We start from the raw sequence: 15,927 nt of genomic DNA, 5'->3' as shown, positions 1-15,927 counted from the left end.
GTTATACCATCCTTGAAGCGAGTTTTTGCCAAACTTGAGTTGGAAGCATTCTTAATAGCTTCATCAACATGATGAATCGTCTTGGGAAGTCGATCTCACTCTTTCCTTGAGCAATACCGTTTACGATTCGCTGAGTTGCGGCCTCACTACTAATGATCATAGGCATAGAGAACGTATTTCGCTCGGTTAATGGTGTTTCAACAAAGCCAGGATGCACAATTGATACATGAATATCGTGTTGTGCCAGGTCAACCGAAAGCGTTCTGCCTAAATACGTGAGTGCCGCCTTAGAAGCGCCATAAGCCTCAGCTCTAGGCAAAGGCAAAAAGCTCGCGCTTGAACTCACCAAAACCAAGCGACCGCCGGGCTTGATGTTTTTGAGCCATGCTTTTAAAGCGTAGCCAATAGAGATCAGGTTGATATTAATGACGCGTTCGAAAAGCTCCGCATCAAAATTCAATGGATCATCGATATACTCACAATCACCTGCATTCAAAATTAGCAGGTCGAGTGGCTTGTTGTGGTCAAGCTCAGGGAAATTGTGGTAATCGGTTAGATCAAAACAGAGTGGCTCAATGGATGAGTGTGATAGGTCTGTTTTGTGGGAATCGACTAAGGTTTGCAGCTTGTCTGAGTTGCGGCCACAAGCAATTACTTGATGCCCTTGCTGAGCATAATCGAGTGTCAGTGATTGGCCGATACCTGAGGTCGCGCCAGTGATCATAATACGCATTATCGGCTCGCTCTTTTCTTGATGGATTTGATGGCACAGCCTAACACTGGAATGTGTTCATACAACATAGAGCCGACGTCGAGGTAGTCTCTGTGATAGATCACTTGGTCATCGAGCATTTTGATATGGCTGTGGCCTTGAACTTCGATAGGCTTTTGACCATTCAACTGCTTGTGAGCAAACTGCATTGTCCAATATATAGACGCCTCATCTTTCACCTCAAACTTGTGCTCTATGTGAAAGTAGCAGCTGGTTACTTGGGAATATAGGTTCTCAAAATAGTGCGTCAGTGCTTCGATCCCACTGACTTGATGCAGTGGGTCCTGGAATTCAATTTTTGGATGATACACCGTTTTCAGCACATCAAAATTCTCGGTACCAAGTTCTCGATACATGTTGAGAAAGTTATCAAGCCATAGAGAGTTATCCATAATACTCACTCTAATTATTTGAAAAAGGCTAAGGCTCTCAATCGTGCTTCTTTATGTTCGACGATGGGTTGCCAGTATTCGCTGTCTATTCCGTTTTTAGCGATAAAGTCATGTGGGAAATGTACATGCTTATCAGGGATATTTTGCAGCTCTGGTATGTACTTACGAATAAAAATGCCTTTTGGATCAAACTTTTCACTTTGAGTGATTGGGTTGAAAATTCTAAAGTAAGGTTGAGCGTCACAGCCGGTACTTGACGCCCATTGCCAGCCACCATTGTTGGCACTAAAATCACCATCGATAAGGTGCGACATAAAGAATCGCTCGCCCCAGCGCCAGTCAATGAGTAGATGCTTGGTCAGGAAACTCGCCACCACCATTCTTAACCGGTTGTGCATCCAGCCAGTCTCAACTAATTGACGCATTGCGGCATCAACCAATGGATAACCCGTTTTACCTTCACACCATGCTTTGAAGCTTGGGTGGTCTTGATGCCAATCTAAGCCGTTGTATTTGGGCTGGAAATTAGAACCTTTCACTAAATCAGGGTGGTGAAACATCAGATGTTTATAGAAATCTCGCCATATCAATTCATTAAGCCAAGAAAAGGCAGGTAATTGAGTGTCAAATAATAGGTCAGGTTGCTGCTGAATCAATTGAATCGCTAGCCACCTCGGACTGATCGCTCCTATTGCTAAATAGGGTGACAACCCTGAAGTGCCTTTAATCGAAGGAATATCCCTAAACGTCGCGTAGTCGTTGACTTTGTTTGCTAGGAAGTTGGGAATCACACTTTTTAACACGTCTTGACTTAATGGCCAGCGACTTGAATCAACACGAGGAAAGTCGAAATCATAGTCAGCGGATATTTTTAAGGCTTTTAAGTCATCAGGAAGCTGTTCTTGTGAAAACTCAGTAGGCACGAAAGGAGCAGGGTTACAGATGATGCCTTTTACCTGAACTTCTTTTAGCCAAGCGTTCTTAAAGGGTGTAAAGACTTTGAACATCTCACCTTGTTTGTTGAGAACGCTACCTAGTGGCAGCATTACATCGCAGTCGCTTACCTTCAGGTTTAGGCCGTTTGAAATCAGCTTTTGATCGCGAGCTTGTTCATCAACCTCAGGCTCTGAGTTTGCGTAGACACATGTCGCATCGAGCTGTTTACATAAGTCGACTAGTTTTGTGGCTTGGTCGTTAAAATCAGTGGCTTTGAGGTGCAGCAGAGTGATACCGAACTCCGAGAGCTGTGATTCTAGCTGCTTGAGGTGGCGGTAGATAAAATCTGCTTTGATTGGTGCTAGGTGATGCCGTTGCCATTGCTGCGGGGTAGAGATAAAAACGGCGATAGTTACGCCGCTTTCAATTGCAGCGACGAGAGCGGGATTATCGTGAATCCTTAGGTCTCGTCGTATCCATAAAATATCGCTCAATATCCGTACCTCAGTTTAAGTTCTTGTGGGTGAGGGTTTAGATACACTTGTGACTCGAGGTATTCATTTGGGTATTCCATTAGATAGTGGTTTATCAGTGTTAATGGTACTAACAGAGGAATGACACCTTCGCGGAATGAGGTTATCTGATTGGCAAGTTCTTGCTTATGCGCGCTGCTCAGTTGCTTTTTAAAGTAACCCTGAAGGTGTTGCAAGGTGTTAGCGTGGCTACCACGGTTCGCGTGGTGAGATAACGCCGTCATCAAGCCTTCAATGTATTGACCTGCTAGTTCATCTATCTCTAAATCATTACTGGCCAGTAGCTTGCCTAGGCTCTTATAACCTTCCACGTGATGACACATTACTAGGTACTTATGTGCACTGTGGAACTGAATTAATTTGTGTTTAGTCACGCCCTCATCGACAAGGTCTAACCACTTTTGATAGGTGAATACTCGTGTCATGAAGTTTTCGCGCAAAATCGGATCGTTAAGGCGACCGTTCTCTTCAACTGGAAGTAACGGGTTCCCATCCATAATTTGTTGGGTGAACATGCCCACGCCTGTCGATTCAGAACCGCGGCCATGATGGTGGTAAACTTTTACTCGTTCCATACCGCAGGTCGGGCTTTTTTGGCAAACAATGAAACCAGCAATGTGCTGATTGTTTTTTGAATAGTTTTGTCCAAACTCAATAAGCTCATTGGTTACATCACCGGAACCGTCTGGACGAGAGACATGGATGATGTCATCTAGTTGACGAGTTTGACGAATGGTTGGTCTTGGTGTCGGTAGACCAATTGCCATTTCTGGGCAAACTGGTTCCAATTCGACATATTCTGCAAGGTCGTCTGTGCAGAAGCGAGAACGTTTATGTCCTGTATCAAACCGAACTTTGTGACCGGCAACACATGCACTGATGCCTATCTTGATTTTTTTGTCCATTGGCCAACTCCTTCGCTCTGTGCTGTTTAATTTAGTCTAGGCTATTTAACAAGTTCAGAGCTGTACATAGCAGCTCTGTAACTTGATGATTTTAAAAAGCCGATATAATTTTAGACTATTTATTTATTGGTCTCTATACCGTTCTGTATACCTGAATCACACTTACTTTTAGTAAATGTACTTACCCAATGGGTTGAATAACTGACTTACGCCTTTAGTGAAATGCATGGCGTCGCTTGAAACCGTTAAACACACACAGCCTTCTTTAGTTTCTGGTTGATGAGTGTGTTTACCGTCTAACCAGATGAAATCGCCTTTGTTATAGACTCCCATTTCGTCCTCGAAGCTTCCCTCTAGCAATAGGGTTATTTCAAAACCTTTGTGTGTGTGGCAAGGCACTTGTCCATTTTTGTCTATATGCAATAAACTGGTGTGGTGCGACTCATCATCGAAATCGAGTCTTGCTCTCGATATTTTCCCTAAACTTATCCAGTCTTTTAGTGCGACTGAGTTAAGCGCTCTAGGAAGCGTAAAAGTGGTTTTAGCTACTGTTATTTTCTGTATTTCTGGCTCCATTTCAACGGATTGAGATAAGTCAGCGGTGATTGATTCAATTGCATTTAAATCAAACTCTACATCATCAGAAAAAAAGGTGTTGATTTCTCTATGACCCAGAGGTAATTCTAAATTGTCAGTGTCAAATACAGTGTTGGCAGCTTCGGCTGTTAACTGATTAACTTGTTGTTGGCAGTGTTCACAGAGCTCAACATGGCTCGCCACAATCAAAGAAACGGAATCAGCGAGAGAACCCCCAACAAAGCTTTTCAACATATTTAAATTTGGGTGATGTTTAATCATGGTTTTGTTCTCCCATGTGGACCTTAAGTTTGGCTAAAGCGAGTCTTAGACGTGATTTGACGGTTCCTAGCGGGACATCAAGTTGTTGAGCGAGTTGTTCTTGTGATAGCTCTTGAAAGTAAACCCCTTTCACAATCGTTTTCTGGGCGAGAGGTAGTTTCTCTATCTGAGTCATTACATGACGGCTCATTAGATGGTCACCAAATGGAAGCTCTTCGTTTTGAGATTCCGCTATCATTGAATCGATTGGCCAGATATCGTCTGCAATGGTTTGTTCCGCTTTTGATTTCACTTTTCTCAACATATCGAAAGCAGCGTTTCGCATCACGGTGTACACCCAAGTCGTTGCCGCGCCTTTCTCTTCGTTATAGAGGTGTGCTTTTTTCCAAACATTAGCCATTGAGTCTTGAACAAGTTCGTTAGCCGCAGCTTCGCTCCCCAACTTACTGATACCAAAGCGTTTGATTTTGGGAGCAAAAAACTTAAACAAATTAGTAAAAGCCTGCTTGTCTCGGTCTGTACCAACCAAAATCAACCAGCTTGAAAGCTCTGCTGGTACTTTGGTTTCGGTAGGTAATTTGTTATCGGGAATAATGACATGCTCCTTGCCTTTCCCTGAACTTCTCATTTCCACTTGCATAGTATCTGACCATCATGCGAATTTGGTTAACACTACGCAGAAAGTAAAGCTCAGGATCACTTCAATTTAAACTAATTTCTATTGTACGAAATTATAGTGAATAAAAGTGTCTATTGCCCCGTAATGATTTGATTAAGAAAAGGAACGAGAGAAGGAAAGCTCGCGGGTCTAGTAAATTCGGCTTTTTTTTCTAGAGGGATAGGCAACATTTCCAAGAGTCTTGCACAAGTCCATTGAGAATTTTCGAAGTCAGGTGTTGGATAAAGCGTTCTGATCGATTCATTTTCTCTGAAAAGCTGAACAAGAAATGAGGTCATGATATTTGGGGTTTTGGCATTTAACTCTGGCCAGTGAGGCAAGTTTTGAAAGCGACTGGTGATCAGAGTGTCTTGTTGACGCATTGCATCCTTAAGCTTAACTAATTGAACGCCTTCAACGTCGATTTCAAGAATATTGTCGTCAGAAATATTGAAGTCCACTATCGTTACTCTGGTTCCCCATGAGCTGAGTGTTTTGGGTTTTGCTGCATCTTGGGGGGCGATGATAAACCCACCTCCTTGAGACGCACTGGAGACCATTTTCAAGTATTTCTGTTCGAAAATGCGTAGTCTCTGTCTACCGTTTGGTAAAATAAACAAAGGAAGCGGGAATACTGGCAGTCTGTCAAGTGCTTCTGATTCGGTGTTATCTAACGGCTGTATTTTTTTAGCTGATTTAGGCACATAGTACTCCTTCAAACATAAAATTCATCTTAGGGATATACGTTCCTAGTTTGGTGTACGATCAATTTGATGAGTCATGGTTTATCGGGGAGTGGCCGAGTGTAAATCGGTGGTCTGCATTTTTTGTTGCACCTGTTAATAAATTCATTGTTTATCCCTTCTTTCATGAATGCCATTAGGTTATATGATTAAATAGTAAGCGAATGGATAGGTGAGATAGTGAGCGTCTATCTGACGGAGATTTCTTTATCCGACATCACATCAAAGGAATGGTCATGATCGTTATTTATGGTATCAAAGAGTGTTTAAATCCTATTAAGTTACAGCTCTCTAATGTTTTACAGCAATGTTTGAACAGTGAGATGGGTTTACCTGATGACAAGCGGGCGCATCGATTTGTTCCATTAGAAAGAGATGACTTTTTTTATCCTGAAGGGCGGTCTGAAGCTTACACCGTTATTGAAATCAACATGATGGAAGGTCGAGCTGTTAACACCAAAAAACGGCTGATTAAGAAGATTTTCTCAGAAATAGAAAAACAGTTAGGTATCTCTCCTTTAGATATCGAAATTACGATAAAAGAACAGCCGTCACACTGTTGGGGTTTTAGAGGCATGACGGGAGATGAAGCTCAAGACCTCCAGTACAAAGTGAAGGTTTAGCTTATGTTTGGTTCTGCGGGCGATTTATCAGATAAATTTCGGTTCGCGTAAACCCTTGTGCTATACTCCGCGCCCCAATCCAAGTTGGCTTGCTTAATCTTAGGAAATTATTATGAGTGCTAAAAACGAACTTCAACAAATTAACAACCGTCTAGACAAGTGTCGCCACAAGTTAGCGGCTGCTAAAACTCGTAATGATCGTCCTGTTGTTCGTCAATTTGAAGACGAGATTAAGAAACTTACGAAGAAAATTGCCCAGCTTAAACACAAAGAAAGCTTCGATGTGAATCAAGAGCGTAAATCGCTGATTGATATGCCATTTAGCCGTGAAATCACCAAAGCTGAGCAAGCGGATATGGGGAAACTGAAAAAGTCTGTAAAAGGATTAGTGATTGTTCACCCAATGACGAAGATTGGTAAAGAGCTTCGTATTGAGGTTATGACAGGTTATGCCCCGAAAAAATTCTAATTACCTGTAATGGTAATAAAAAAGGAGCTAGCAGTAGCTCCTTTTTGCTTTATTAGGCATTTAGAAAGGTATTGAGCGGCGATATTATTTCTGTCGGCTTGTATTTCTTTGAGGTGATTGTTGTTAAAAAACCTTCGATAAAGGTTAACACGTTACATACATAGCACAGAGCGAACACGGCAATGTGCTCGTTTTTCTAATCTACAACTTCTCACCTATTTACATAAATATAAGCGGAGCAACACATAATTACAGGTCACTAGACTCATTAGGGAATATGAGAACGTAAAAATATAGAGGTTATATGAATCAATTAATTTCAATAGGGCCACTAGAATCTTTCCTAATCGCGATTAGTGTTTTGTTTCTAGGCAATTTTGTAAATGCAAAGCTACCGGTTCTCAAAAAATACAATATCCCAGAGCCCATTGTGGGCGGCTTGATCGTCGCTTTTGCTATTACAGCCCTACACTTTAATGGCGTTGATCTAGAGTTCTCTTTGCCATTACAGAATACATTCATGCTAATGTTTTTTGCTACCGTCGGCCTTGCCGCTAACTACACACAGTTGATAAAAGGTGGGGCAAAGGTATTTCTGTTCCTAGGGGTCGCCTCTGTTTATATCATCATCCAGAATGGTGTGGGTGTAACTCTCGCCACGGCACTTGGTCTCGAACCTTTGATGGGGTTGATTGCAGGGTCAATTACGCTATCTGGTGGTCACGGAACTGGCGCCGCTTGGGCACAAACTTTTTCAGAGACCTATGGCATTGCCAACACCCTAGAAATTGCGATGGCGTCAGCGACTTTCGGTCTTATCATCGGCGGTATTATTGGTAGTCCGGTAGCCCAAAAGTTGATTGATAAAAACAACCTAGAGTCTGAATACGGTACTGGTACACAAACTCACGAACGTTTCCCTGAGTTGGTGACTTACAACGAATATGAAGAAGACAAAGTAACGGCGAAGAAGGTAATTGAGGTTCTTTTCATTCTTCTTATCTGCATCACTGGTGCGAGATACCTAGAACAATGGGTCGCTACTTTTGAAGTTTCGTGGTTGATGATTCCTGACTTTGTGTATGCGCTATTCATTGGTGTGTTCATTACTAATGTTTTTGAAGTGACTAAGCTGCACAAAACCGACAGTGAAACGGTCGATATTCTTGGTACCGTGTCATTATCGCTGTTCTTAGCCATGGCACTAATGAGCCTTAAGCTTTGGAACATTTTTGATCTTGCGATTCCATTCTTGGTTATCCTTAGTGTTCAAGCGGTGGTGTTGGGACTTTTCTCTTACTTTGTGACCTTTAAGGTGATGGGGGCGAACTATGAAGCGGCAGTTATGTCGGGTGGCCACTGTGGTTTCGGCTTAGGAGCAACGCCAACAGCAGTAATGAACATGGGGTCTTTGGTGAGTCGATTCGGTCCATCGCCACAGGCGTTCATGGTAGTGCCAATTGTCGGTGCCTTCTTTATCGATATTGTTAACCTGATCATCCTACAAGGGTACATCTCGTTTATAGGTTAATGGTAATACAGAGAATTGATACAAAGAAAACCAGTCGATTGACTGGTTTTTTTTATTGTTCTACTTTGCCTTTTCTTAACTGCGTTTATGCATGTGGCGGTGAACTTATTTGTAATTCCTTTAGCAGAGAAAACGCAGATTGGGTGTGCTCACCAGTGACAATAAATCCTACAAGCTGGTTAGATTCATTAAAGCCTTTGGCAATAATCCCTTTCGGGTCAAACCTCGCTTCCCAACTCTGAACGGTTTGAATATTTCTACCTGCCAGTTGAATAGGATAACGGGGTGTTTTTACCTTAGTAATAATATGCGGCAGCCTTAGCTTGCCTTCTCCTGTGGTGAGTTGTTTAGCTAATATGCTGGCCGACAATACGGCGGGTTGTAGGTAAGCCATTACTTGGCCTTGAATCTCAGTACAATCACCAATCGCATAGACATTTTGTATGCTGGTTCTCATTGCTTCGTTAACGATGATACCTCTGTTCACCTCAATGCCCGCTTGTTTCGCTAGTGTGGTGTTTGGCATTAACCCAGCAGCAGCGATGACTACGTCGGTCTTGATTAATCGAGAAGACGTTGTTTGCAGCCTCACCCCATCCGGGAGATAAGTTGCGCGACACACTGCAGAATCGGTTTCGACGGTAACACCTGCTTTTGTTAGTTCCCTTCCCAATTCAAGCGAAACGAAAGGTGGCACTAGGCTATTTAGCAAGTAACTCGCAGGCTCAATGATGGTGACATCTTTGCCTGCGGTTTGAAGGTCGAAGGCGAGCTCAACGCCGATTAATCCTCCGCCAATCACGGTGATTCGTTGAGCATCATCAATTTGAGCTTTGCTCCTTTCGAATTCCTCTAAGCTATTTAGTGTAATGGTCGCCTGAGGAAGCAACCCTTCTGCTGGCGGTATAAAGGGTGTAGCGCCAGTCGCTAGTACAAGTTTTGAGTAGGGGATGACATCATCGCCAGCGACAATAAACTGCTGCTCGGTGTTAATCTCGTTTACCCAAACGTTGGTTTTAATGACAACGTTATATTGCTTTGCTAATTGCTGAGCATTATTCATCACGAGCTGTTGAGGTGTTTGCTCATTACTGAATACGTGCGAAAGGTTCGGCTTGCTGTATTCAACACCAGAGTCCGCCGTGACCATAGTAATAGTAATAGTAATGTTTTGGTCAGCTTTACGAAGCATCTTTATGGTTTGTAGGGCGGCGAAACCACCACCCACAATCACAATGTTCGACATGTTATTTCTCCACAAACACTTCTTTACCTAAATGGCATTCAGGGCAAAGGAAATCATCTGGCACTTGTGCCCATGGTGTTCCCGGTTCAACGCCTTGGTACGGTTCACCTAACTGTGGGTCGTACACCCATTCACACACAGTACAGCGCCAGCAAGTGCAGTCTGCGCTGCGTGCTGACTTGTCTTGCGATTCTTCTGGCTTCTGCTCTGCCGTGTCTTTTAGCTCGGTTGGGGGGCTTGTCGGTGCTGATTCAATACGTTGAACGTTGCGCTCAACTTGTTTAGGCTCACTAACCTCGTTCGCATCGGCGCGCCAAACCTCAGCCAGTGTCATGCCGTAATCAATACATTGGCGAAGGGCGTCTGTGTCTGGTTTCCAGTGGATGTGTTGCGGTGCGCTGACTTCGAAATTAGCTTCACGTAGGCGAGCATCGATGCGTTTAACTGCGCCACCTGTCCAACCTGAAGAACCAAAGGCTGCGGCTCTTTTTTCTGCGAAACGCAGACCGTGTATCTCTTCGAGCAGCGCTGCGATCTGCGGCATCATCACATTGTTCATGGTCGATGAGCCAACGAGTACGCCCTTTGAGCGAAAGATGTTGGCAAGGATGTCATTCTTGTCGTGCTTGGAGATGTTGAACACCTTGATTGCCGTCTCTGGGCTGCCTTTACGTATTCCCTTAGCGATAGCATCGGCCATCATGCGAGTATTATTCGACATGGTATCGTAGACAATCGTAATACGATCTTCTTTGTAGGCCTTAGACCACTCGTAATACTGCTCAACGATTTGCGTTGCGTTATCGCGCCAAATACAACCGTGAGAAGTGGCGATAACATCGATAGGCACACCCAAGCTCAACACTTCTTCTATCTTCGCTTTCACCAAAGGCGCGAAAGGCGTCAGGATGTTCGAAAAGTAACGCAGACATTGGTCATGAAGTTCTACTTGGTCTAGCTGGTCGTTGAATAGGTTTTCGTCACAGTAGTGTTGGCCGAATGCATCATTACTGAACAGGATTTCGTCGCCCGTTAGGTAGGTCGCCATTGAGTCTGGCCAGTGCAGCATCTTCATCTCAACAAAGATAAGTTGCTTGCCGTTACCCACATCGAGCGTGTCGCCAGTTTTAACGGTTCTGAAGTTCCAGTTAGGTTGATGGTGATGGCCAATAATCGAGTTCACTCCTGCTTCCGTACAGTAAACTGGTGTGTTTGGAATTTTGGCTAATAATGCTGAAAGTGCACCTGAGTGGTCTTCTTCGGCGTGCTGACAAATGATGTAGTCGATGTCGTTGATATCGATTTCCATCTCAAGGTTTGCAAGGAATTGCTCAGTAAAGCGATGATCAACGGTATCGACCAGCACTGTTTTCTCTTCACGGATCAGGTACGAGTTATAGCTGGTACCTTTGTTCATGTGGTATTCCTTGCCATGAAAGTGCTCGGTTTCCCAGTCGTGGACGCCAACCCAGTGAACATTTGATTTAACGTGAATAGTCATAATGATAATACCTTATTTGAATATCTAAGGTCATCATTGCACTAGTTGTGCCATGTTTTTTAATGTATTGTTTTACATTGGTTTTTTTGGATTCACCTATTTTGGTGTGTCTTTATGACTGTATATGTTGTGTAATCAAAATGATTATTAAGTGTCTTTATGACTAACTTTATTCGGGCAACTTTAGGTCGTTAAATAGCAGGAATAAAAAAGGCCAGACGAGTGTCTGGCCAAAACAAGGCAGTGTTATTTAACAGTCTGAAGTTCTGTTAAAAATATATGTTGTAAAACGAAAAAGCGTTTTAAAGAGTAAAGCGCTGTAGCTATTGGTACATGATGCATAGCGCATGGGAGCTATTACAGCGTAGTAACCACTTCATCAAGAGCTAGACGCGCTTTTGGTTTACCGTGGTTGTAGTCTTCGCCGTCTTTGTGGTAGCCGATAGCGAGTGCGACATCAACAACATGACCGTCTAGTTCGTCAGCAAATTCTTCGCCGATCATAGCGGCATCTACGCCTTCCATAGGCGTTGAAGCGATACCTAGACGAGCCAGTGTGTGCATTGTGTTACCTAGCGCGATGTACACTTGAGACTTAGTCCAGTTACCGTTGAAACCTGTTTCGTCTGTGTTCATTTCTGCGAATGCGTAAGCCCCTAAGAACTGCTCGTACATTTCAGCGGGTAGGTGACCAGAGCTTACTTCTGTATCAGCACGCTTAGCAAATTTCTCTTTAGTGTACTTAGGATCGTGAGCAAACAGGATCGTATGTGACGCTTCTTTCGCATGCGGTTGGTTAAACTGGAACATGTTCTCGAAAGTATTGTGGAAGCGCTGCTTAGCTGCGTCGCTCTCAATGATGATGAATTTCCAAGGCTGAGAGTTAATTGAAGAAGCAGACAAACGAAGTGCTTCTTTGATTACTTCCATGTCTTCCGCAGAGATGCGTTTTTCTGCATCGTATTTTTTAGCTGTGTAACGAGTGTTTAGATCTGAAATGATTGGATGAGTCATGTTGAATCCTAATATCTATCAATAATAAATGTTGTAGGGTTTTATGTTCAGTAGCGTCAACAATAAACGGATAACGCATTTAGGCTGTATATCTATAGATGAACAGTCAGTTTCTAAAAGATTGAACGCTTAAATGGCTATCGAACATGCCCCCATAAAATCGAGTATCTGCGGTAGCTCAAGTCGATGGGTGTAAGATAATAGAAGAATGACTCGGGAAAAATAGCGAACATATCAAATCACTATGGTAAATAATGTCCATAATAAGTGATTAAGTGTGATCTTGATATGTTATGGCGCGCTAAGATCAGTCGCTTAGTACGCCTTTATGCCATATTGACGCAATAATGGTGGAAGTACGCTGTCTAGGTTTGGGATATCTTCTGGGGTGAGTTCAATTAAGCTGAAGCCGTGTTCTTCGTATGTTTCTCTCGTTTCAATGCGTTTGTCTTCAGCGACAGGGGCAGAATCGGTTCCCCAAAACTGGATGTACACCTTGCCATTTGGCAGGTAAAAATCGCTGATCACTTCTTTTGATATTGGCAGTGGACGTTCGTACGCATGCACCACTCCTGCCATATAAAGCCAGTTATCGATGATCAGCTCTCCCTTTGAACGCACATAGTGCCCATCTAAGGTTCGGTGTTTGGCCTCAAACTTCTGGCGGAAGCTAGAAAACGATACATCGGTCGAGTGGCTTTCTGCATCGTGGCCTAAAAACTCGACAACAGATTGCTTTAATCGTTTATTACGAACCAACGAATCGTGCCACACCACGAATAAATTCTCAGTCGCTTTGTCTTCTCTTTGTTCACCTCCGGCTTTTAAGCCTGTTGAGGTGACGTGCCAGCCATTTTCTTCTTTCTTTATCCACCCAAGTTCATTGAGCAATAAGTTGATCTTCTTAGCGCTGAGCTCAAAAGCGTGGCCAAGTTGCGTCGCGGTTAATGTTTTGCCAGAGAATGAGTCTAAGTCGATGAGCAGTTTTTCTGGCCATACGATAAAGACACCAAACTTTTTGTGCTCTACATACTCCCCACCAAAACTTTCCCCTCGCTCTGTCAATACCCAACGTTCTTGTGAACGCACAATATAGCCAGCAGTCTTTAGATCGCTAAATAGCGCTTTGGCCTCTATGCCTTTTTGTTTCGCGAGTGCCGATGTGGAAATTTTGTCTGACATAGTCTTTTCTCAAGAGCAGAGCGATCTGCTGATTCATGTTGAGGCGGTAGTTAATATGAATAGGTAAATACAATAGCACATCTCTTGCTGCTGACAGCAGTGCGTTGTGATCAGCTTTTGCTGCAAGAGTGTGGTGAAGGTGCGCATGATGTATAAGCCAATGGTGTAACCGAGAAGATGCGATTGGATAATTTTGAGTGTGATCTATGCCTTACTATTTTGTAGTTAAATTACATAATGCCAGTTCACACTCAAGGGTGTGCGTATATTTCGCGCTTTGTATGGCGTTCTTTTATACGTTTATTATCGTTTCATTGAGTGTTCTTTTGTTTAATGTGATTATTGTCACTATTTATTTTTAATGGTTGCGCGTTAAATCGTGATCTTGATCGTTGGTTTATGAGAGTTATTCTCACTAATTTTGCTTTGTAATTTAAATTCATGGCATTTTTGTGATCTAAGGCATTGTTGTTAACCCTAAAGTGTTTTTTGTGTGTGATGTTTGTCACGAAAGTTGGGCTGAGGTGCATTTTGGAAATGTTGTGATACATTTTAATCAACTTTTGAGCACACACTTTCGGTCATTTGACCAACCAATACAATACGGGGTTCTACCTATGTTATCACCAGAAGCAAAGATCAAGGTTCAAAACTTTGGTCGTTTCTTATCTAATATGGTAATGCCAAACATCGGCGCATTCATTGCGTGGGGTTTCATTACTGCACTATTCATCCCAACCGGTTGGTGGCCTAACGAAACGTTAGCATCAATGGTTGGTCCTATGATTACGTACCTATTACCACTATTGATCGGTTATACCGGTGGTAAAATGGTTGGTGGTGACCGCGGTGCGGTAGTCGGCGCTATCACAACAATGGGTGTTATCGTTGGTACTGATATCCCAATGTTTATGGGTGCAATGATTGTAGGCCCACTAGGTGGTATCGCAATTAAAAAATTCGATGAAGCTGTTCACGGTAAAGTGAAGAGTGGTTTCGAAATGCTAGTGAACAACTTCTCTGCGGGTATCATTGGTATGATCTGCGCAATCATCGCATTCATCGTGATTGGTCCTGCAGTTAAAGTGCTTTCTTCTGGTCTGGCGGCTGGTGTGAACGTGATGGTTGAAGCGGGTGCATTACCTCTTGCTTCTATCTTTGTTGAACCTGCGAAAATCCTATTCCTAAACAACGCAATCAACCACGGTATCTTCTCTCCACTAGGTATCCAGCAATCTGAAGAAATCGGTCGTTCTATCTTCTTCCTAATCGAAGCAAACCCAGGTCCTGGTTTCGGTCTTCTACTTGCTTACATGGTATTTGGTAAAGGTAGCGCTAAGCAATCTGCTGCTGGTGCATCTATCATCCACTTCCTAGGTGGTATCCACGAAATTTACTTCCCTTACGTTCTAATGAACCCACGTCTAATCCTTGCTGTAATCGCAGGTGGTATGACGGGTGTATTCACTAACGTAGTGTTCGATTCTGGCCTTATCTCCCCAGCATCTCCTGGCTCTATCTTCGCAGTATTGTTGATGACACCTAAAGGCTCTTACATCGGTGTGGTTCTTTCTGTTATCGCTGCAACGGCTGTGTCTTTCATCGTAGCTTCAATCCTACTTAAGACTTCAGCTCAAGGTGACGACGAAGGTTCACTAGAAAAAGCCTCTGCTCAAATGAAAGACATGAAAGCGTCTTCTAAAGGTGCAGCAGCAGAAGCAAACGTCAACCTAGCGGATGTAAAAGCAGTCTATGTAGCCTGTGATGCGGGTATGGGTTCAAGTGCGATGGGTGCAGGTCTTCTACGTAAGAAAATAGAAACAGCTGGCCTAGACATCGTGGTAACCAACTACGCAATCAACAACCTACCGGCTGATTCGCAAATCGTTATTACACATAAAGACTTAACAGACCGTGCTCGTAACACCGTTCCAGGTGCAATGCACATGTCTTTGAACAACTTCTTAGACGCAGCAGTATACGACCAACTAGTCGCTGAACTTGTAGAAGCACAAAGTGGTGACGTAAAAGCTCCAGCTCCTGCAGCGGCTCCAGCACAAGAAGTCAACAAGTTAGCACTCACTGACGACAGCATTTTCCTTGGCCTAAAAGCGACTCAAAAAGAAGACGCAATCAAGTTTGCTGGCGAACAATTAGTAAAACTTGGCAACGTATCACCAGAATACGTAGACGGCATGTTTGCTCGTGAAGAGCTTGTGTCTACTTACCTAGGTGAGTCTATCGCAGTACCGCACGGCACAATCGAAGCGAAACAGTACGTACAAAAAACCGGCATCGTTTTCTGTCAGTACCCTGAAGGTATTCAGTGGGGCGAAGATGAAGATGATATCGCGAAGATGGTTATCGGTATTGCCGCACAAGGCGATGAGCACAACATGGTTCTGATGGCTATTACCAATTCACTCGATGATGAAGAAGCTGTGGAATGCCTACAGAACACAACAAACCCTGCTGATGTTCTACGTATTCTCAACGGAAACTAAAAAGCTCTAGTCAAGCTCCTGAGTGAAGGAGGCCGGTATCCCCCTACTGGCCTCATTTTC

The 15,927-nt window shown here is 43.4% G+C and carries 15 protein-coding genes; 4 read left to right on the top strand and 11 right to left on the bottom strand.

What is annotated here, in order from left to right:
• Position 1: 1 nt before the first annotated feature.
• The 7 genes from OCV24_RS15730 to OCV24_RS15700 form a co-directional block, all read right to left on the bottom strand.
• Positions 2-733, bottom strand: coding sequence for an SDR family NAD(P)-dependent oxidoreductase (locus OCV24_RS15730; protein ID WP_017057635.1), 732 nt, complete (start codon positions 731-733; stop codon positions 2-4).
• Positions 733-1,164 carry a nuclear transport factor 2 family protein gene (locus OCV24_RS15725; RefSeq protein WP_017057634.1) on the bottom strand — a complete coding sequence of 144 codons (432 nt, stop codon included), beginning with the start codon at positions 1,162-1,164 and terminating at the stop codon, positions 733-735. Before OCV24_RS15725 ends, OCV24_RS15730 begins: the two co-directional genes overlap by 1 nt.
• A 14-nt stretch (positions 1,165-1,178) precedes the next feature.
• Entirely contained in the window at positions 1,179-2,594 is a 1,416-nt protein-coding gene (gene phrB / locus OCV24_RS15720; protein WP_150877627.1) for a deoxyribodipyrimidine photo-lyase, read from the bottom strand.
• Complete coding sequence (locus OCV24_RS15715; RefSeq protein WP_077681136.1) at positions 2,591-3,538, bottom strand: YbgA family protein; 948 nt, start codon at positions 3,536-3,538, stop codon at positions 2,591-2,593. The genes phrB and OCV24_RS15715 overlap by 4 nt, the downstream gene beginning before the upstream one ends.
• Before the next feature lie 168 nt (positions 3,539-3,706).
• Positions 3,707-4,396 carry a ChrR family anti-sigma-E factor gene (locus OCV24_RS15710; RefSeq protein ID WP_077681135.1) on the bottom strand — a complete coding sequence of 230 codons (690 nt, stop codon included), beginning with the start codon at positions 4,394-4,396 and terminating at the stop codon, positions 3,707-3,709.
• Complete coding sequence (locus OCV24_RS15705) at positions 4,389-5,036, bottom strand: sigma-70 family RNA polymerase sigma factor (RefSeq protein ID WP_046222997.1); 648 nt, start codon at positions 5,034-5,036, stop codon at positions 4,389-4,391. Before OCV24_RS15705 ends, OCV24_RS15710 begins: the two co-directional genes overlap by 8 nt.
• Positions 5,037-5,146: 110 nt before the next feature.
• Positions 5,147-5,758, bottom strand: a complete 612-nt coding sequence (locus OCV24_RS15700) for an LON peptidase substrate-binding domain-containing protein (RefSeq protein ID WP_017057629.1) — start codon at positions 5,756-5,758, stop codon at positions 5,147-5,149.
• A gap of 275 nt (positions 5,759-6,033) precedes the next feature.
• Here OCV24_RS15700 and OCV24_RS15695 point away from each other — a divergent pair, with 275 nt between their 5' ends.
• The 3 genes from OCV24_RS15695 to gltS all read left to right on the top strand — a co-directional run bounded on the left by OCV24_RS15695 (position 6,034) and on the right by gltS (position 8,420).
• A complete protein-coding gene (locus tag OCV24_RS15695) occupies positions 6,034-6,420 on the top strand; it encodes a tautomerase family protein (RefSeq protein ID WP_046222998.1) in 387 nt (128 codons plus the stop codon).
• Between the two features lie 112 nt (positions 6,421-6,532).
• Positions 6,533-6,889 (top strand): YibL family ribosome-associated protein, encoded by a 357-nt coding sequence (locus OCV24_RS15690; RefSeq protein ID WP_017057627.1) that lies wholly within the window; start codon positions 6,533-6,535, stop codon positions 6,887-6,889.
• Between the two features lie 304 nt (positions 6,890-7,193).
• A complete protein-coding gene (gene gltS / locus OCV24_RS15685; RefSeq protein ID WP_017057626.1) occupies positions 7,194-8,420 on the top strand; it encodes a sodium/glutamate symporter in 1,227 nt (408 codons plus the stop codon).
• 85 nt (positions 8,421-8,505) lie between these two features.
• Here gltS and norW read toward each other — a convergent pair whose 3' ends face one another.
• The 4 genes from norW to OCV24_RS15665 form a co-directional block, all read right to left on the bottom strand.
• Positions 8,506-9,666 (bottom strand): NADH:flavorubredoxin reductase NorW, encoded by a 1,161-nt coding sequence (gene norW / locus OCV24_RS15680; protein WP_150877629.1) that lies wholly within the window; start codon positions 9,664-9,666, stop codon positions 8,506-8,508.
• A 1-nt stretch (position 9,667) separates the two neighbouring features.
• A complete protein-coding gene (gene norV, locus OCV24_RS15675) occupies positions 9,668-11,167 on the bottom strand; it encodes an anaerobic nitric oxide reductase flavorubredoxin (RefSeq protein ID WP_150877631.1) in 1,500 nt (499 codons plus the stop codon).
• A gap of 357 nt (positions 11,168-11,524) precedes the next feature.
• Positions 11,525-12,181 (bottom strand): NAD(P)H-dependent oxidoreductase, encoded by a 657-nt coding sequence (locus OCV24_RS15670; RefSeq protein WP_046223001.1) that lies wholly within the window; start codon positions 12,179-12,181, stop codon positions 11,525-11,527.
• 315 nt (positions 12,182-12,496) lie between these two features.
• Positions 12,497-13,363 carry a glycerol kinase gene (locus OCV24_RS15665; RefSeq protein ID WP_077681131.1) on the bottom strand — a complete coding sequence of 289 codons (867 nt, stop codon included), beginning with the start codon at positions 13,361-13,363 and terminating at the stop codon, positions 12,497-12,499.
• Positions 13,364-13,980: 617 nt separating this feature from the next.
• Here OCV24_RS15665 and OCV24_RS15660 point away from each other — a divergent pair.
• The gene (locus OCV24_RS15660; protein ID WP_017057621.1) at positions 13,981-15,867 is read left to right on the top strand and encodes a PTS mannitol transporter subunit IICBA; all 1,887 of its coding nucleotides are present in this window, start codon (positions 13,981-13,983) and stop codon (positions 15,865-15,867) included.
• Positions 15,868-15,927 lie beyond the last annotated feature (60 nt).

Origin of the sequence: Vibrio kanaloae (assembly GCF_024347535.1) — a bacterium.
Taxonomy (GTDB): Bacteria; Pseudomonadota; Gammaproteobacteria; order Enterobacterales; family Vibrionaceae; genus Vibrio; species Vibrio kanaloae.
This window is presented reverse-complemented; position numbering and strand designations above follow the sequence as displayed.